Origin of the sequence: Nafulsella turpanensis ZLM-10, from assembly GCF_000346615.1 — a bacterium.
GTDB classification, from domain to species: Bacteria; Bacteroidota; Bacteroidia; order Cytophagales; family Cyclobacteriaceae; genus Nafulsella; species Nafulsella turpanensis.
In genome coordinates this window covers 1-18,372 of record NZ_ANNU01000037.1, presented here as the reverse complement: position 1 = coordinate 18,372, position 18,372 = coordinate 1, and the positions used below count along the sequence as shown (strand labels likewise).

The window sequence follows — 18,372 nt, the reverse complement described above, 5'->3', positions numbered from 1 at the left end:
AGTTTTAATTTGCCGTAGAATAGGTTTGAGTAAGATTTTCTTTAAACAAAAAATCCTTCAGCTTATCCGCTTCAATTTTAGTCCGGATTTTACATTTATCAACGTTCCAATTTAAGTCTGAATTTTCCTGGCGTAAGCGCATAACTTTTTTGAGTTTACTTTGTCCATACCCTTTCCACTTGTGCTTAAAGTCGTAATGTTTTACTTTTTTCGACCTATTTAGGTCCCTTTCAAGTAAAACCAAATTACCTAAGCTGTGTAAATGGTTCTTCCAAAGAACATCATCCTCAGCCGTTCTATTTTCAGGATTTCTGGGGCGAATATGTTCTACATCGTAATCTCGATGAAAGAAAGTTTTATGTACTGCCGAATCATCCCAGTTTTCCTCTTCCAGTAGTGCTAAAAGCCAAGCCATTAAATAGCGCTGTTTTGCATTTTCATATGCATTGCCTAACAGACAGTCCTTTTTAAAACTGTTTGAGTCTATGGCACCGATTTCCTGCCTTATTTGGGCAATAGCCTCATCTTGCGTTGTCTCCGTATCAAGCAATTTTTTAATTACGTGATAGGTAAAAGTGTGGGCATGATTTACTACCCGGCGATACTGAAGCGTTTTAATCATATAATAGCGAAAAAGCAATTCTCGCCATTCTTTAAACTTTACTTTGTCAATACCCTCTTCTGCAAAGCGGTGCATATAGATGAACAGCAGTTTATGGTATCGTTTATAACGACTGAACCAGGAAATCAACTTATGCCAGGTATTATCTTCAATGGTAGCTTCTTGTTTCCAGCAGTATTGCACATCTACCAACTCATTCAGCTCCTTTAAGGGATTTTCTCCCAGGGCTGCATGTATTCTTTCCTTATTAAAGTAGTTGCCAGGGTTCTCATTTAGTAGCAAGCAGGCAAACATGCGTTCAAAAAAGGTGTGGGTACCCCAGCCATGCGTTACCCTGCTGATGTTAGCCCTTTCAATTAAGGTATGCTTATAGATAGACAGGGTCGAGTTAATACTAATATCTCCTCGCTTGTAGGAGTCAATTTTTGCGTACAGAGCTGAAATATCCTCAAATACTTCTTCCGGCTTTCCCTGAAAATCTCTAAGATATTCAAAGAGGCGGATTTTGAAAACATCCCCTCCATTCAAATCCATACCTGCGGTATTAATTGTATTGAAGATATCGAGTGTTTTGGACAGGCCAGCGCGGGTTTCAATTATTACTACATAAACCTTCTTTTCTAAAAATTGAAAAAAAAGCTCTTCTGCTTCAAACCCTATATCCTGTTCTTCATTTACCACAAATTCATCGAGCAGTTGAGATATGTGTACTATACTTCGAAGGTAGGTATTTTGACCTTCAGGCAATTCTTCCGGAGCAGGAATGGTGACCTGGCTAAGGGCTTCATCAAGCCGCTCCTGCTGTTCATTTAAGCTTACTTTTGTTGATAGCCAATTGAAGGATTGCAGAGGCTCAGGCAGGGTTCCAATACCATATTTAAGCTGAATAACCTTAAACAGTAACAAAAGGGTAGTAAGCCTTTGCTGCCCATCGACAACCTCCATTCTACCAGCCTCAGCACTCTTTTTTGCAGGCATCAGCTGCATAGTTCCTAAAAAATAAGGCTCCTCCTCCCGATATGCCCTTAATAGGCTGTTGAGTAAGCGCTTAATTTGCTCCTCTCCCCAGCTGTAGGGACGCTGATAAATAGGCACCAGGTATTCCTGTGAAAGCAAACCGTCTGGGCCGAGCAAGGTGCAGGAGCGAGCATTTATTTCAAAAGGGGTATCTGTTGAGGGAATAGAGGTTTCTGTGGCTATCATGCTGTTAGTGGTTCATCAATGCCTACTCTAATTTTTCCGGTCAGCAACTGCTGCATCAGTCCTTTTTTTAACTCCTGGTACTGCTGCTTTTTGTCTTGCAGTACTTCCAGCTTTTCATCGACTGTGGAGAGAATTCTGCCTATTTTTTGCTGTTCGGCTAGAGGAGGATAAGGAATTGGACATTGTAATACTTCATCTTTTTTTAAATTAGTTTGACCTACCCCATTATCAAATCCTAAATAAAACCTATTTCTGTTGATAATGTAAAAAAGATATTTCGTATTTGCCTTCAAAGATTTTAGAGCGCAAATCCTCTGATTCAGAGTGTATTTTTCATCTTCATCAACAAGAAAACATTTGGCAATAGCCTTTCCATTTGGAACATCGCTCATTACCATGGTAATTTCACCAGCGAAGAGGGGACAAAGATTACTGTCAGTAGTTTTTTGTACCTGCCCATTGGATGAAATGAACTTAGAGTTTACTAGAATATAGTTTCCATCTTCGGCAACATTTTTCTCATGGGCTTTCCCATTTCTAAAAGAAGCAACCTTCCTTAATTCTTTTACCTCCCAGCTTTCCGGAATCTTACCCAGCGGAGAATCTTTGAAGCGGGTATGACCAATGCCTTTGGTGAGCAGGCGCTGCATCAGGCCACGCTTCAGTTCCCGGGTCTGGCTAATCTGCTCGCCAATCACCTCTATCTTCTCATCTACCGTAGAAAGGATTTTAGCTATTTTTTGCTGCTCTTGGAGTGGAGGCACAGCTATTTTTATTGCCTCAAATGCCTTTTTCGAGATTTCAAGAAAGGTGCTCCCGCTGGCCAAACGTTCTATTGTGCTTCGAATACTACTGATAGTATAGAATAAAAATTCAACCTCGATATTTTGATACGGGACTATGCTCTTAAAACCTTGGTTAGTGGTAAATGGCACCACGTTTATAGCAGAGTAACCTAAGGTGGCCCTAGTACAAACAATCAGAGAATTTGGGCCAATTATTGTGGCAGATGATTCCTTAACTCCTTCATCTGATATGCTTCTTGCTGTTTTGGAAATATATTTCTTACCTTTCAATGCAGTAATGTCTGTCGGGGTACACCACGGCGTTTCTCCATTCCAATAAGCTGGCTCAGTTGTGCTAGGTGTCCCTCCGTTAATGATTTTGCCGGTTTCACCAATACTTATTACCTTCCAGTCTTGGGGAACCTCACCTATGACCGTTTTCTTAAAACCTTCATTCATATCCCCAGCTCATTTAAAAAGGTGGCTAACTTTTCATCAATTTCCTGTTCCCGCTCCTCCAGTTCCCGGATGTTCTCCTGCACCAGGGCCAGGTCCACTTCCGGTTCCGGCTCGCTGGTGTCGATGTAGCGGGAGATATTCAGGTTGTAGTCGTTTTCCTTTATCTCCTCTAGCTGCACTACCCGCATGAATTTATCGGCATCTCCCTGCGCATCGTAGGCGCTTACTATCTTTTCGATATGGGCTTCCAGCAGCTCGTTCTGGTTTTTGCCTTCTTTGTATTCTCCGCTGGCATCCACAATCAGTACCTTGTTCTTCAAATGCGCAGGCTTATTTTTATTGATAATCCAGACAGAGGCAGGAATGCCAGTATTGTAAAAGAGGGCAGCCGGCAAGCCTACAATGCCTTCCACCAAGTCAGCCTTCAGCAACTTCTCCCGTATCTTGCCTTCGGCCCCGCTGCGGAAGAGCGTGCCATGCGGCAGCACTACGCCTGCCCGGCCATCCTGCCTGAGTACGGCAATCATGTGCTGGAGGAAAGCCAGGTCGGCATAGCCCCGGGGCGGAATCCCAAACTGGAAGCGGCCCCACTTATCTACTACCTCTTTATCGTACTTGGGCGTAAGCTTTTTCTCTTTACCGTTCTTGTCCAGCTTCACCTCAATACTGGATTCCGCTGGTCCCCACCATTCACCCTGGGAGAAAGGAGGGTTGGCTATTACCCGGTCAAAAAGCAGCAGCTCCCCGTTCTCGTCCTTGTGCTTAGGGTCGGTAAGTGTATCGCCTTTGCGCAGGTCGGCATCCATGAAGTTGTGCAGAATCATGTTCAGCTTCCCGATGGCCCAGGTGCCCAGGTTCTTTTCCTGTCCGTACAGCGATATATTGATGTTCTTACCCACCTTGCCATCCGGCTGCTCCGCCACATAGCGGGCAGATTCAATCAGCATACCACCAGAGCCGCAGGTAGGGTCATACACCCGGTTCTTCGGTTGCGGTTTTATCAGCTCTACAATCAGCTTTACTACGCCTCGTGGGGTATAGAATTCCCCGCCTTTTTTACCGGCATCATCGGCAAACTGCTGAATAAGGTATTCGTAGGCATCGCCGAGGATGTCGGGCTTGTAAAGGTCGGCACTACGGAGCGAGTACTGGTTGAAGTGCCGGAGCAGACGCTGTAACACCTCGTCGCTCAGCTTCTCGGTATCTCCGAACTTGGTGGCAGTCAGTACGCCCTCAAGGCTGGTATTCTCCCGTTCAATAGCGGCAAAGGCTTTGTCAAGCGCTATGCCTATATTCTCGGTATGTTTCTTAATTTCATCCCAGCGGGCTTCCTGGGGGATGTAAAAATAGGTTTCATCCTCGGCGTCTTCCCGGGAAATCCCTTCCTGTTCCATGATGGCTTCCACTTCTTCCTCGAACACGTCATTCGCCCGCTTCAGGAACAGCAGTCCGAAGATATAATTTTTAAAATCGGAGCTGTCGATGCTGCCCCGCAATATATTCGCAGAATCCCAAAGCCAGGACTCCAGGGTATCCAATCGTAATTTATCCATCTGCACATTGGTTGAAAAGGGTATCAAGATAGGGAATCTTCGGATACAATGAGAAAAAGTTTGTAGGGGAATTTATGATTTGTTGAAATTAGTTGTCTTTAATTTTAAATATAATCTGCATTTATATAGCACCTATTTTCTAGCCAAGGATAAAAGCGAAACAACTCTCATGTAACAAGTTTATATGATTAGTTACCTTTCAACTGCTTGGTCGAGGAATTCTTCCACTAAATCATTACAATATTTTTTTAACTCTGGATAAATAAATTTACTATCAATTCCATTTCGCTTAATCCTTCTCCTCACATATTCACCCAAATCTTTACGAATATTAAAGCAGCTAAATGGCAAGAGCTCTAAGTTGTTCCCTCTTTGACTATGGTTGGTGTTAAAGCAATCTTCTAGGGGCTTATCTGGGAAAGGGTTAAATATAAAAAGTCCTTCTTGTGGAATTATATTTTGGTTGTAAAACGTTGTTATCGGCCTTTCATCCACAAAGCTCCTACTTGGAATTCTTTTGTCCTCAAAATCAGATATGTAGAAGATTGAATTTTGGTAATCTTCCCAACCATAAAAAGTGGTTATTTGAGGAAAACTACCACCACTATAATCTAAAAGGTTATAAAATTCCTTATAGTGCTGCTTGTTTTTTTCAATGTGGTAGATTGAAAAATAATGGTCAATTTCATTTGTGGAGTAACTCGGTCGGGCATTTTCCGACGCAAAAAATAACGCAACATCAAGGTTATATGTCCAGTCCATTAAAGGAGTGGGAGCACCATAATGCTGAAGAATACTGAGTATCGGGAAATCTCTTTGGTTCGGAGCAAGCTTATAATATTCAAAAACTTTTTTGAACAACAGTTTCTTTCTGGCATTTTGAACGAATACCTGAATAAACTCTAGATATCTTCTTGGCCTCCACCATTGTTCAAGTTCGTTTGTAATCCAAAACCTTTGTGAGGAAGTCATAAGCTTATATTTAGCCTCCCCCATTCCTCTGAACATATTATTTATATTTGTTCGTTCGGTCTTAGACTTTTCTATCTTCTCATCTACTCTTCTCGTCATAAATGAATACCACTTATCAAATTGCTCAACCGTGTCAATACGGAAAAAGTGGTCATCAACAACGAATTTATCATTTTTCTCCAGAAATGAACTGTAAATTGGTAGCTGTCCCATTAGTTAAAGGATTGTGCATGGCCAAACTTGATGAGAAAATATCCCATGTCCTCCAGCAGGCACTCTAGTTATCGTGATTAAATAAAACTTATAGTTACCAACCAGAAGTTTATATCTTAATTTTAAGAAAATACAAGTCCTTGACGTTATCCCAGCAAAACTTATAATTTTGTTTTAGCATTAAATCAGGACCATAGGGGTTTGTGGTTTTGTACTGTAAAATGGTCCCTGCTTTATATACACTGTTGTTTCTAAAATCAAAATCTTCAGTGTCTACAGAATACCTTTCTTGATTTACATAATGCCTATGGTCGGTCGCCAGGATAAAATAGCAGAGGCCTATCCCGTGTTCTTTGTATAGCTCAAGGTTCGAAATATCCTTAAACACATCATATCTATTATTCGGCTCTCTGTGATTAGCTTTTTTATAAAACTTCAGTTCAATTGCCGCTTTAGCTTTTGTTTTTTTATCCTGGTAAGTAATCAAGATATCTACTCTAGCACGGTCTGATTTACTCTTTATGCTCTGTGTTGCCAGGTTAATATAAGTTTCAAATTCAAGGTGAAATTTATCCTCAAGGTCAAATTCGTACAACTGCCCCAACGTCTTCAGAATGTGACCAAACTCCAGCTGAAATGCTGCCTCGTTTTTTGCTGTCAACCCTCCATAAGCTAGTTTATGGATAAGCAAACGATAAGCCGTTTCAATTATTTCTTCAGTTAAATTTACTTTGCTCATATATCAAAAAGGGGGCTACTTGATTTAAAGAGCAACCAGGTTATAAAGCTCGGTTTTATTGGAAACCTACCCACAAGCCTTACCACCGCAACCTAATCGTTTTGGTTTTTAAATCCTATTAGTCGAGCTTATTTTGGATTAGCCTTGGATAAATATGGAGCCTACGGTAATTCCCCTTGCCCAGAACCTTAAAAGGAACAAAGCTCATCTACTATTATCCGGTAGGTATAGCACTACACCAGGAACCTCATTCTTTTGCTCGTCACTTGCTCGTGTTTGTTTAGGAGTCAGGTACTCGGCCAGAGAGGCAAATAGCCGCAGCCGCTCCAGGGGCTTTAAATCCATGAAATCAGCCAGCATCTGCTCCTGTCCATATTCGCTGAACACAGCGGCTATTTTATCTTTTACCTCAGCTGTAGCTTTATTCGGAGTGCCTCTCTTTCTTCCGCCGGTTTTCTTTCCTCTGGCCATGGTTATCTATTTTCGTCTACTTAGATAAAAAACTAACGTTCAGTCTATAATTTACTAAACTCCCATTTACAATTCAATTTCTTCGACCAACAATATCGAGTTTCAATCGGTCAGTAAGAATGCAGAGGTTAGGGTATTTTTCTTTTAGTCGTTCAAATGCGGCATCTTGGTTTATTTTCAAAGCGACCAGTTTGTCCTCAGCTATTTTTTGGACTGAAGGTTTATCGCAAATCTGAACCTCCTCCTGGCTATGAAATTTACGGTGGTTAAAACTAATAAGGTAATCCGCTAAATCGCACCCTTTCTTCCGCTCTTTTTCAGCAGCAAATATCTCAAGCAGAGTATCAACCTGGAAGCTTGTTTCAGGCATTAGCCTGGAGAACTCTGCAGCCTTTTCCTGCCATTTATCATAAGCATTGAGGTCTGGGAAAAAATAGACCATCCGGCCTTTTAGTACCTTGCACATCCTGGCATTCAGGTTTGAAGCACCACCCGATGCAAGCCACACGAAATCCGGAATGTATGCACTTGCTATAATGGCCGTTTTCTCACTTTCTACAACAGCAACAGGTTTGGTATTATCTTCTAATAAATGCTCCCCAAAGAAACATTGCTCCAGCTTGAAACCTGATAGATTTAGTGCTGTATGAGCCCAGTAAACATGGTTAAACGGCTTCTTTACCCTTGTACCTGAATAAGGGTCGTAAAGCATTATTTTGCCGGCCCTAACTCTCCCATTAGTATCTACCTGCCAGAAAACAGTAGCTCCTGGCCAGTGCTTGGACGTTCCGATATGATACCTGCTTACAAGTTCAGTAACTACTAGCTCAGGAAAAATGCTTCTGAGGTAGCGAACAAAGAGGTTTTCCTCGTACCCCTTGTGGCTCCTATGAAAAACATCAGTTGACATAAAAGAAGCTGTTTGAGTTAACCCTTTGCTGCTTAAGGTTGGAGCATCTAAAACTATTTTTTTGCTACAGGTTGGTTTCCCTTTTTTTTGAAAATATTGGTTTGGCGTGTAATGGTAGCCACAGTTTATTTCCCGGTTACACCTCCCCACCTCCTCAGAAATATGCTGGCCGGTTTCAACAGCAACATACCGGCTAAAGGCTCTGTTTTTACCGCACTCAGGACATCGATACCTGCTGCTCATTCCCGAATATAGCTCAAGCCTATATTGGTATTCAGTCATCTCACCTTCTCCTTTCTCGTACCAATCGTACCAATCGTATCTGGTACGACCAGTACGATTGGTACGAACCAGTCTATTTTGTTTTCTCGTCTTCTACTGCTTCTGCTTTTTTAAGCCATTTCCGAACAGCCCCCTCCGAGACGCCATATCTTTTTGCAATATCAACGTTTGAAATTCCCTGCCTATGCAGCTCCAATACTTCAGCATTACGCTTTTCTTTATCTCCTTCGCTTGATTGCTTTAGATGGTCCCATTCAGCTACACAGCCTATAAAGGAAAACTGCAGAAAATTATGTGGCTTTTCAATTTGACAGAGACAGACATTATCGTCACCATAAATTTGCTCAGTATTCCGCTGTTTAATCTGTTTAATATACCTTAGGTGGCTATCCTGACGGCTAGCACCTATAGCAAAACAACTATCGCAAAAATTTAGTAACATCCGGCTCCCTTGTAAGTCGTTGCCAGTTAACGGCTTGGAAGAGTCTCGCTTGGGGGTATGAGCCAAAGCCATAATAGATAAACCATACTTGCTTTTTAGAGCCTTCAGGTGCTTCATCAAAGGCAGTGCATCTTTAGCCCTCTCGGTTTCATTCTTCAGGTAAGTAAGGTTGTCTATCACCAGAACCTTGGCACCCGTTTCTACTATTGCTCTCTCTAATGAACTGTTCAGGTAGTCTTCAAAACTTTGCTTATCCGGAATTTCAGCGTCCGGATTTATTTCTACCCTGAAAAATTTATCGTCCCACACATAGTGCACCTCGAAGTTAACTGAGTACCGGTTTTCAAACTGCTTATCTGAGAGCTCAAAATCAAAGTAAAGTACCGCTTGTTTCTGTGCCTCCAGTTTGAAGCCACCAATCCCCAGACCACGACTTATGCTGTTTGCTATCTGTACTGCCAGAATGGACTTCCCTAGATTAGTGTCTGCAAACAGAATACATAGTTCTCCTTCAAACCAAAACTCTCCAAATAACATGCGCGGAATTGGCCGCTTTCTGGCACTATCAATCCATGCGTTTGCGGGTTTAACAGTAAACAACCCCTTGCATTCATTTGCTTTGCTGTTATTTTGCAGTAGCTCCTGGAAATAAGCGTTCAGCTTTCTAGGGTCATGCAAAGGGTTGCTTTCCTGTTCAGAAATAGGTTTATTCATACCAGGGACTAGAATTGAATACAGCACTCTGGCTTTTTCTCAGGCACTCCATTAACATCACTGTAATACTTTACCATTTCACCAGACACTTCACTCCTTTCTGTAAATGCCTCCTTTATCCATCCTGCTTTTTGAAGTTCATTCAAATGCCGAACGACCTGGCGGATACTCATTTTCACTACCTCTGATAATTTCAGGGGCGAAATTGGCTGAAGTTGCTGTATGGCGAGATGAACTTCCAACCAATCGGGTCGAACTATTTTACCATTTTTAATTTCATTCTCCTTTCCGTCCATCCGCCTATAAGATTTGCTAATTCCCCCATCCAGGCAAAGCTTAGATTCTTCCGCCCAACCTTTATATTCTTTTGGTTTGATACAGGAGCACATAGGACAGAAAATTTCGGCTCCTTGGTTATTTTTTTTGTTTTGGTTTGCTGGTTTATTTGATAAATTTTTCATTTCTACTTTTGTTAAGATTATATAATGCGGCGCGCAGGCCAGTAATTGCGAAGGAAGGGACCTTTAAGGTCACCAGAAGCATACTTCCGAAAGGTTCAATGGTTAATTCAAAAGAAAAGTTGTTTGGCTTTTCATAAGCTCGAAGCAAAGCCTCCAGTTTGTTCAAATCTACTGGTGCCAAAAGAACCTCGGATTTGATGAGTTTGTAATTAGGCATTTTTGCCCCCTTTCCGGCTAGATACTAGAGAGGTTACCGCTTCTTCTTCAATTTCTGAAACGGTCTTTATACGGCCAGCCTTTATCCACTCTGTAAGCTCTTTTTTTGAAAAATATAGACGTTTACCACGCTTGTGAAAAGGTATTTCTCTTCGCTGAACATACCCATAGATGGTGGGAATACTTATATCTAAAAAATCTGCTGCTCCTTGAACTGGAACAATATCTCCCTCTTCGTTTTCTGAAGGTAAAAAATTGTGTTGGTGATACTTCAAGCAGGAATTTACACTATCAATTAGGATTGTGCGAAACTCCTCAGGTTCTAAAGAAATTAAAATTTTTTTGTCCATATCAGCATAGTTTATGATATGGGCAAAATTTCAGCTTTTAACTCTCTCTACTTTCTCCTCTCTCTTCCTGTGCAAATTGTGAGAGTTTAATTTGCATTTCTAATCGTTTACTCTCAGTTCTTTTTCCTAAATCGGCCTTCCTAAAGTAGGTAGGGTCAATATTTAAGCCCAAAAAATAACTATTCAAAAGCTTTGCTATTATGAACTCATCTTTAATGGGCTTTATGAAAGGTCTCCGTCTCAACTCCTCAACCCATAAAACAAATGCAGCCTTTGGAGCTTTTAAATAATTATTGTTTCCATCAATTAGATTTGGTACTACCTCCTTAAGTATATCTATGCACTTGCCTACAAATTCAGGCTTAATAAATAGTTCCTTTAATGATTTAGGAGTAGCCTCTTCTAAATCAACGTTACTTTTCTTGACTCTTTTAGCGGAAGAATCATGCTCATCAAAGAACTTATTCAATGCTTTGATTCTTTCCTTATTCCAAATGAAATGAATAATTCTATTTTGTCTGCCAGGGTCTTTTTTATAATCTTTATTCCGCAGCTCTTCCAGATACTCTTTTTCCATTCTTTTCTGTGCGCTTTCTATTTCTCGGTTCAAATAGCCCTCAAATGCAGGTTTTGATAAAATTTCCTTCTGAATATCAGCCTGTGCTATAATCTGGTTTTGTATTGCGTTCTCTATGATATCCACCAAGGGACAAAACTCACAAAGTTCCGAAATATCTTTTTTAAACACTTCCGAGGTACAATAAGGATGTTTTTCCATTTGTCTCTATGTAGTTTTATATTTTATTGAGCTAAACTCTAGTGTGACTTTTTAAAGTTCGTTAGTAGTCCAGCATACTGTTTCTTTACATCATCTTCAAAGCTATCTAAATAGTATTCTGTTGTCTTCAAATCCTGGTGCCCTAAGGATTCACTAATAAACTCTATAGGTGCGCCAGAGCGCTTTAAAATGGTTGAAAAGCTGTGCCGGGCTGTGTAGGTGGTTACCTCCTTTTCAATACCAAGCGCAACTGCTATTCTTTTGATATACTTATTAATGTTTTTTACTGCCTGCTGCACTAACTTCATTTCCCGTTCTGGGGTAACGCTATTTGTTAGAATACCAAAAACATAAGTTTCAGCGTGCCGTGGCTTAAGCCCCCAACGTTCCAAGATTTCTTTTGCTTCAGGAGTAAGAATAGCCACTACCGGCTTCAGGTTCTTCTTAGCGGTTCTTTCAGTTTTGGCTCGTATGAAGGTGATTTTATCGCCCTCGATGTTTCGATATTTCAACCGGGCAATGTCCTTTACATTAATCCCGTTGCACAGGTAGCTGAAAAGCCATAAATCCCGGCTCCAGGCCTCGGACTCAGAAACTGGCTGGTAGTCAAATATTTTTTGAATATCCTCCAGGGTGAGGGCTTTCTTTATGTTGCGACCTGCAGGTATCTGGTATTTTCTTTTACCAAAGGGGTAGTCTTTCTTATCAAGTACCCCTTCTTCTATCGCCAGATTAAAAAGGGCTCGTAAAGTTCGGAGGTAGATTCCTACTGAGGTTTGGCTGTTCCCCCTACTCAGCATCCAGCGCTCGTAGGCTAACAGAAATTCCGCATTTACCTTGGCAAAGGATAATTTCTTTGGGTGAAAAGATTTTAAGGAATTCAGGCTGGTTTGGTAGCTGCTGGCAGTACCTACCCGACCCTCCTGCTTCAAGCTATCTATGTATCTGTCATAATAGGAGTATACATCCTGCCCGCTCTGCTTCTTTTCGAGAAAGCGCTTTTCAAAGGCTTCGAATGAAAATTCCGGCAGCTTTTCAATAACCTTTATTGCCCGAGCCTCCAGGGAACCAAACTTGATTTTTAGGTCTTTGTACTCTCCCCTGGGCTTTTCACCCTGAGCTTTATCAAAATCAGTCTGACTCAGCGAAATACCGATAGCAAAATACTTCTGTTTGCGCTGGTGGGTCACCCGCAACTTCACTGGAAAAGTCCCGTCCTGCTTCGCCCTGCGTGTGTCCAGAATTATCGATGTGGTCGTATTCATACTCTTTGTATGGGTGTATGTACAATTTACGGATTTGCATACAATTTGACATACAAATACACTTAAAATACTTATATTACCTATAAATAAATATTAAGCCAAAAGCCTAAAAAATGGGTTTAAGATAAAATAAAGCACTATTTATTAATAAACGGGCAGGTAAAAGGTGTGCCTCATAATCAGAGGGTCACAGGTTCGAGCCCTGTTGGGCCCACTCCCATAAAAGCCCCTAATTGATAAGATTAGGGGCTCTTTTATTTTATGTAACGCTAAATGTAACTAATTTTTCAGTTTCGCCGCCAGCAGCTGGCCTTACCGAAGAGAAGGGAGATTCTGGCCCGCCACCCCAAAGCCGTGCAGAACCTCGAGCTCATCAAAGAAGTAGTCAAAGACATTACGGCCCTTATCCGAAAAAATGCCGTCCAGTCCGACTGGTACAAAAAAGACGGCGTAAAGGCGCAGACAAGCTTGTCCGTAAAAAACACCCTCCGCCGCAAAGGCACCAAAGCAGAGCTCAAGGAAATCCTGGACGAAATTATGGAACAGGCACACTATAAGGAATGGGATTACCGGCTGGCGTAGTTTTTTTCCTCCCTAAGCTTTACCTGAATACTATTTTCCAAAGCCTTGGCCACTCCCAATCAAAAATCTGCCTGTTCTATCTAGAATCAGAAAATTCTACTTCTTTAAGTAAACCTTAAAAGTTGATCCTTCACCTAAAGAGCTTTCTACTTCAATTTTACCACCGCCATCTTCCACCATTCTTTTTACAATGAACAGCCCTACTCCTGTTCCTTCAACATCATGACTTATTCTGGTATGGCGAGAGAAGATTATCTCTTGCTTATCTTCAGCAATACCACGCCCATTATCCCGAACGGACATGAGTATGTAATCATTTAACTTTTCGGTCTTAATTAATATCTCAGGTACTCGGTCTGGCACTTTATATTTAATAGCATTGCTCAAAAGGTTGTAAACAATACTCCTGATATTCTTTCTGGAAAACCCTACGTCTGATACCTTAAATTCAGTAATAACCTTTGCATCAGTTTCATAAATTTTGTCTTTTAGTGCAAGCTGAACATCCTCTACTATATCTTCAAAATTGACTCTCTCTACTGCTCCTGCAGAATCATTGCTTTCCATATTGAAATCTGTGAGTTCTTCAATTGCTTTTCTAAGGTACCGCACAGATAAACCAACCATATTTATAATCATCTTAGAATCTTCTTTTTTATGGTCAGGAACATCTTTCAACATTTTAATCAACCCTTCTAAATTTGAAAGAGGACCTTTAAAATCATGAGCAACTGAATAAATAATATTTTCATATCTTAGGTTTAGCTTCTCATATCTTTTTAAAGATTCAATGCGATCAGTAATATCAACAAAGGTTATGATTACTCCATTGGCTTTATTCTCCTTCTGGATAAGATAAGGCAGGATGTTCATTTGATACCACATTTTGTCAGTGGTCTGTATTTCTTTCTCTAAATCCTGTTTGCTTTCAATCACCTCTTTGATGTTTTCTATAATGGTGGGATAACGAATATTATTATATATTTCCTCAATGTGCCTTCCCACATCAGCCGAAGAAAGATTGAAGTGCTTCATTGCTGGTGGGGTGAATTTCCGAAGAATTAAATCAGCATCGACAAATAGCTGCGGAATGACAGTATTTCTAAAATAGTTTTCTAACTCGTCATTCAGCTTTACAAGATTCTTTATGTTTTTATGCTTATCTTCTGATACTTTCCCCATTTTTTACTTTTTGTAACAGTTATGAGATAGGTTCTATTTACAAAATGTGGTCTTGAATTCGTAAAGATTCATTTACTTCTAAATAGGTACGGGTAAGGTGCCACCATTGTTAAGCTGTAACTAATCACGACAAGCAGATAATGAAAATAAGCCAGACAATGCTGGCTCACGAGAAGTTTTGACTTGATATTTCTGCCAGTGACTTTGCTACATTTGGGTGGACAGTAAGTTAAGAGAAAACACTTAACTTAACTCACATGTCACAAAGAAGAAAATTTGACAAGGAGTTCAAACTAATGATAGCCGCCGCGGCCCGGTTGAACTCAGCAAAAGCAGAGAGAATTTAGTAGATCTGGCCAAAGAATTGGATATAAAAGTTGGGTTGATTTATCGCTGGCGCAGGGAACTTTTAGACAAGGGAGAAGGTAGCTTTCCTGGTAATGGAAAGCCAAAACAAACCCCTGAGGAAGCAGAGATAACTCGTTTAAAAAAGGCTTTAAAGGATGCAGAGATGGAAAGGGATGGGGCGGCCCCGCATTCTAAAAAAGGCGGTGAGCATCTTCTCCAAGAACGATGGGAGATATTCCAATTCATAAAGGATCATACCTCTGTGTTCCCCATTGAGAAGATGTGTAAGGCTTTCAAAATAAGCCGAAGTGGATAATACTATGGATGGCTAAATAGTAAGCCATCTAAGCAAGCTATAGAGAACCAGCAAATACTTCAGCAGATCAGCCTGCTCCATAAGGAAAGCGGCGGTTCCTCGCTGGGACAAACCTATGGCAGCCCAGGAATCAGTAAATCTTTGAAAGCGAAGAACATTTCTGTATCCATGCCCAGGGTTGCCCGACTAATGAAACAGGCAGGCCTAAGAGCAAAGCGAATTAAAAGGTTTAAAGTTACTACGGATTCAAAACACAATTATCCTGTGAGTGAGAACCTGTTGAACCGCAACTTTACCGCTACAGCAACAGGTCAGGCCTGGGTATCGGATGTAACGTATATCAGAACTGTTACAGCTTGGCTATACCTTACTGTGGTACTGGACTTAGCTGATAGGAAGATTATAGGCTGGGCTCTAAGCAGAACGATGAAAGCCAAAGACACAAAAGTAGCAGCTTTCAGGATGGCAGTAAAAAACAGACCTGTGATTCAGCCTCTTATCTTTCACTCAGACAGAGGTGTACAGTATGCCTGTGATGAATTCAGGCAAGAATTAAAGGCATTTTTCCTTATAAGTCAAAGCATGAGCAGGAAAGCTAATTGCTGGGATAATGCCGTGGCTGAAAGCTTCTTTAAAACCCTGAAAGTAGAATGTGTTTATGACTATAAACTTGAAAATCAGCAGGAAGCTTCTGCTACGGTTTTTGAATATATAGAAATCTGGTACAATAGAAAAAGACTGCATTCCTCCCTGGGCTATCGAAGTCCAGCACAGATGGAGCAACATTTAAATCAATATGCTTTAGTTGCTTAATTTATTGTCCGCTTTTTTGTTGCAAGTCCATTTTTCCTCTATTTGATTGATAATTGAGAAGGCATCATTTGCATTTTCAACCACAAATATTTCTTCGGCAGCATTCCCCCTCTGAAGCATCAATACATCCAGATAGTTTGCCATTTCATCATCATCAATTAAGAGAATATAATCAGGTTTTCCCATTACAACACAGCCTTTTATTATTAAATAATGCTATTTTCTATCAGATGGTGGTGCTCAATAGCAAGCAAGATAAAAAAAAAGAACTCATTACCGATGAGTAAAAAAAGCCAGATTTAAATCCTGCTTTAGGTAATACTGGCGCCTTCCAAGCAACCTCCTTTCAAGCTTTTCCATATAAAGAACCACAAGGGCTGCTGTTAGAAATATTTTAAAACACTCCTATCACAATGCACCATAAGCTAAAATTGGTGCCTAATGGTAATCCTGCCGTAAAATGGAGTCTTACCATCAGGACTTAATTTCTTTGTTTTTATCGCCACTAAAATGCCTTTTCATCAAGGCGAACAACCCCTCTTCTGTTAGTGGTTTTTCTACATAGTCATGGATAGGATACTCTTTTATCCTGTTTTTGAGTTTACTGGAAACAGAGCAGGTGAGAGCTGCAATGACTACTGAGTCTTTATCTTTAAACTCCAGTTTTTGATAAGCTCTTAAAAAGTTAAAGCCATCATCAAAAGGCATATCAACTTCCAGAAATATCAACTGAGGAATTTTATCTTCATTTTTAGTCTGTATACAACTATTAAGAAGTTGAAGAGCCTGCTCTCCACTACTTACTGTTTCCACCTGATGTGGCACTCCATGCCTTTTGATAAACTTTTTGTGAAGGAAACCTGTCAGGGGGTCATCATCTATGATTAGTATTTGCGATAACTTGTCCATAGCTTAAAATAGTTAATGGCTGACCAAATACCGTATCATGTAAGGCTACCGTAAGTGACAGCTTTATCCTACGTCACCTAAACAAGCCTTAGTCATGGGTTAAGTATAAAAATTAAACGCATTAATCCTAATCGACGAGCCGAAATTTTCAGATGAAGCAATAGAAAGTTTATTACATATTTTTCGAAACTCTTAATTCTCCTTTTCGTAAGACTACAAAAGCATTTTTTAAGCTACCATAAAACTTTTTAGACTGAACTTTTTAAACTCTCGAAGCCCAGCAGGATGTAAAAGTTTTGCTGGGCTTTTTAACACCTGGAGAGGATGCTTATTGTCTTTTTCTCCCCACTAAGCTTTCTTTTTATAAAAGAAAAGGAACAAAATTATTAGCAGAAAAAATTGTTCTAATTTTTCTTTTTAAACATCTTTATGAAACTACCGTACCTTTTAAGGATTTAATTCATTTTTTACATTAATGGATAAAGATGGGGAAGATAGGGAAGATTTTATTAGTAGATGATGATGAAATTACCTGTTTTATAAACAGAAATATGTTAGAGAACATGGAGGTTGCTACCCAGATAGAAGCTGTTCATGACGGAAGGCAGGCTCTTCAATATGTTAAAGGAAAATTTATTGGCACTACTAATCCTAATTATGACACAGATTTACTTTTCCTTGATTTAAATATGCCTGTCATGAATGGATTTGAATTTCTGGAAGAGCTAAGTAAGTGGGGCGATATTGACAGAAACAGGTTGAAAATTATTATTCTTACATCATCAGCCAATAAAAAAGACGCAGAAGAAGTTGCTCAATACAATGAACTGGTATCTGGCTATATAACAAAGCCTTTACAGGCAGAAAAGCTAAGAAAGTTTATGTATGCGTAGCTCCAGTTACGAGTATAAAGTAACGATAAATCCCTGATCTTGCTGACTTGCATCCTAGTTTTGCTAAATCCATTTATGAGATAGCTTTTAGTCTTTGGTGAAGCTGTTTTACATCAGTGGTTTCTCAGGCCAAAAAGATCCTACTTTCCATTTCCTCTGCTCTTCCATTTCTCGTTTTATTTCTTTCAATTGCTGGGCAATCAGAATTTGCTGTTTGAGAAGTTGGCTCATTTGTTGTTGAAGTTGTTTTCGGTGGTCCTTGTCAAACAGTTGGTCCTTCAATAGCATTACCCTAGCAGTGCCTATAGCTGCTTCACCTACATCAACTTTGCGCTCCAGGCTACACATCTTGTCATAGAGCTGCTGAAAGGGGTTGGGTAAATTTTCGTTTGTGTACATCATTTGCTTTTTTTTTGTCCTTTGCAAATGTTGGCCTTCGAACTAGGGCTGCACCATTGCTAAAGTTAACCTTAATGTTAACATTAATCGCATCCAGCAGATTGCCAGTGACCTTCTTAACCGACTCATCTTCAAAGTCTGCCCGGTAGCTTTTGGTGGTGGCAACGCTCTGGTGGCCCAGCAGGCCGGAAGCCATTTCAATGGAAGCCCTTTTGCGCATAATGACAGTGGTAAAGGTAGGCAGGGCCAGATAGGATGTAGACGAGCCGAAGTACAAACATTTTTCTCTGGAGCTCAGGAGAGCTTTCGCTTTTATTATGCTAACAGCACTACCTCCACCCAATCTACCTGCATGGCATTAGCTCAAGGGTAACAAACCAACAAAGGCTGGCCTGCAGGAAGTCACAAAGGTAACAGGCGGGGAATTTAGTGGACCCCAAGCTTAGGACAGCTTTCTTTGAATTTTAATTGAATTAAGCAGCCACTTTATGGATG

At 40.5% G+C, this 18,372-nt stretch carries 20 protein-coding genes and 2 pseudogenes; 3 read left to right on the top strand and 19 right to left on the bottom strand.

Annotated elements, in window-relative coordinates:
* Positions 1-4 precede the first annotated feature (4 nt).
* From F752_RS0114890 to F752_RS0114825, 14 genes and pseudogenes are all read right to left on the bottom strand, one after another.
* The gene (locus tag F752_RS0114890; RefSeq protein WP_017732539.1) at positions 5-1,825 is read right to left on the bottom strand and encodes a DUF262 domain-containing protein; all 1,821 of its coding nucleotides are present in this window, start codon (positions 1,823-1,825) and stop codon (positions 5-7) included.
* Complete coding sequence (locus tag F752_RS25445) at positions 1,822-3,069, bottom strand: restriction endonuclease subunit S (protein WP_017732538.1); 1,248 nt, start codon at positions 3,067-3,069, stop codon at positions 1,822-1,824. Before F752_RS25445 ends, F752_RS0114890 begins: the two co-directional genes overlap by 4 nt.
* Positions 3,066-4,622: a type I restriction-modification system subunit M gene (locus tag F752_RS0114875; RefSeq protein ID WP_017732537.1), complete on the bottom strand. Its 1,557-nt coding sequence runs from the start codon at positions 4,620-4,622 to the stop codon at positions 3,066-3,068. The genes F752_RS25445 and F752_RS0114875 overlap by 4 nt, the downstream gene beginning before the upstream one ends.
* A 192-nt stretch (positions 4,623-4,814) precedes the next feature.
* Positions 4,815-5,807 carry an FRG domain-containing protein gene (locus F752_RS0114870; RefSeq protein ID WP_017732536.1) on the bottom strand — a complete coding sequence of 331 codons (993 nt, stop codon included), beginning with the start codon at positions 5,805-5,807 and terminating at the stop codon, positions 4,815-4,817.
* A gap of 109 nt (positions 5,808-5,916) precedes the next feature.
* Complete coding sequence (locus F752_RS0114865; RefSeq protein ID WP_017732535.1) at positions 5,917-6,546, bottom strand: hypothetical protein; 630 nt, start codon at positions 6,544-6,546, stop codon at positions 5,917-5,919.
* Between the two features lie 204 nt (positions 6,547-6,750).
* On the bottom strand, positions 6,751-7,017 hold the full coding sequence (locus F752_RS24305; protein ID WP_017732534.1) for a hypothetical protein: 267 nt from the start codon (positions 7,015-7,017) through the stop codon (positions 6,751-6,753).
* 73 nt (positions 7,018-7,090) lie between these two features.
* Positions 7,091-7,927, bottom strand: a complete 837-nt coding sequence (locus F752_RS24300; protein WP_152425154.1) for a DUF6371 domain-containing protein — start codon at positions 7,925-7,927, stop codon at positions 7,091-7,093.
* Positions 7,928-8,020: 93 nt separating this feature from the next.
* A pseudogene (locus F752_RS27005) lies at positions 8,021-8,209 on the bottom strand (PG0870-related protein); the annotation flags it as partial.
* A gap of 73 nt (positions 8,210-8,282) precedes the next feature.
* Positions 8,283-9,365, bottom strand: a complete 1,083-nt coding sequence (locus F752_RS0114850) for an AAA family ATPase (RefSeq protein WP_017732532.1) — start codon at positions 9,363-9,365, stop codon at positions 8,283-8,285.
* Positions 9,366-9,373: 8 nt separating this feature from the next.
* Positions 9,374-9,826 (bottom strand): ArsR/SmtB family transcription factor, encoded by a 453-nt coding sequence (locus F752_RS0114845; protein ID WP_017732531.1) that lies wholly within the window; start codon positions 9,824-9,826, stop codon positions 9,374-9,376.
* The gene (locus F752_RS0114840; protein WP_017732530.1) at positions 9,807-10,043 is read right to left on the bottom strand and encodes a hypothetical protein; all 237 of its coding nucleotides are present in this window, start codon (positions 10,041-10,043) and stop codon (positions 9,807-9,809) included. Before F752_RS0114840 ends, F752_RS0114845 begins: the two co-directional genes overlap by 20 nt.
* Positions 10,036-10,392 carry a helix-turn-helix domain-containing protein gene (locus F752_RS24295; protein ID WP_017732529.1) on the bottom strand — a complete coding sequence of 119 codons (357 nt, stop codon included), beginning with the start codon at positions 10,390-10,392 and terminating at the stop codon, positions 10,036-10,038. Before F752_RS24295 ends, F752_RS0114840 begins: the two co-directional genes overlap by 8 nt.
* A gap of 37 nt (positions 10,393-10,429) precedes the next feature.
* A complete protein-coding gene (locus tag F752_RS0114830; RefSeq protein WP_017732528.1) occupies positions 10,430-11,170 on the bottom strand; it encodes a hypothetical protein in 741 nt (246 codons plus the stop codon).
* A 38-nt stretch (positions 11,171-11,208) separates the two neighbouring features.
* Positions 11,209-12,435 (bottom strand): site-specific integrase, encoded by a 1,227-nt coding sequence (locus tag F752_RS0114825; protein WP_026135762.1) that lies wholly within the window; start codon positions 12,433-12,435, stop codon positions 11,209-11,211.
* A gap of 282 nt (positions 12,436-12,717) precedes the next feature.
* On the opposite strand from F752_RS0114825, the gene F752_RS0114820 reads away from it, so the two are divergent.
* Entirely contained in the window at positions 12,718-13,017 is a 300-nt protein-coding gene (locus tag F752_RS0114820) for a type I restriction enzyme endonuclease domain-containing protein (protein WP_407635422.1), read from the top strand.
* A gap of 96 nt (positions 13,018-13,113) precedes the next feature.
* Here the strand turns inward: F752_RS0114820 and F752_RS0114815 are convergent, their stop codons facing one another.
* A complete protein-coding gene (locus tag F752_RS0114815) occupies positions 13,114-14,199 on the bottom strand; it encodes a sensor histidine kinase (protein ID WP_017732525.1) in 1,086 nt (361 codons plus the stop codon).
* 292 nt (positions 14,200-14,491) lie between these two features.
* On the opposite strand from F752_RS0114815, the pseudogene F752_RS25965 reads away from it, so the two are divergent.
* Positions 14,492-15,676: pseudogene (locus F752_RS25965) on the top strand (IS3 family transposase); the annotation flags it as partial.
* On the opposite strand, the gene F752_RS0114800 reads toward F752_RS25965, so the two are convergent.
* Positions 15,665-15,862 (bottom strand): response regulator, encoded by a 198-nt coding sequence (locus F752_RS0114800; RefSeq protein WP_017732523.1) that lies wholly within the window; start codon positions 15,860-15,862, stop codon positions 15,665-15,667. The pseudogene F752_RS25965 and the gene F752_RS0114800 overlap by 12 nt on opposite strands.
* Positions 15,863-16,150: 288 nt before the next feature.
* Entirely contained in the window at positions 16,151-16,585 is a 435-nt protein-coding gene (locus F752_RS0114790) for a response regulator (protein ID WP_017732522.1), read from the bottom strand.
* Positions 16,586-17,070: 485 nt separating this feature from the next.
* On the opposite strand from F752_RS0114790, the gene F752_RS0114780 reads away from it, so the two are divergent.
* Positions 17,071-17,478, top strand: a complete 408-nt coding sequence (locus tag F752_RS0114780) for a response regulator (RefSeq protein ID WP_017732520.1) — start codon at positions 17,071-17,073, stop codon at positions 17,476-17,478.
* A gap of 108 nt (positions 17,479-17,586) precedes the next feature.
* Here the strand turns inward: F752_RS0114780 and F752_RS0114775 are convergent, their stop codons facing one another.
* Together F752_RS0114775 and F752_RS0114770 are read right to left on the bottom strand one after the other, a co-directional pair.
* Positions 17,587-17,880 carry a hypothetical protein gene (locus F752_RS0114775; RefSeq protein WP_236614014.1) on the bottom strand — a complete coding sequence of 98 codons (294 nt, stop codon included), beginning with the start codon at positions 17,878-17,880 and terminating at the stop codon, positions 17,587-17,589.
* Entirely contained in the window at positions 17,831-18,097 is a 267-nt protein-coding gene (locus tag F752_RS0114770; protein WP_152425153.1) for a hypothetical protein, read from the bottom strand. The genes F752_RS0114775 and F752_RS0114770 overlap by 50 nt, the downstream gene beginning before the upstream one ends.
* Positions 18,098-18,372 lie beyond the last annotated feature (275 nt).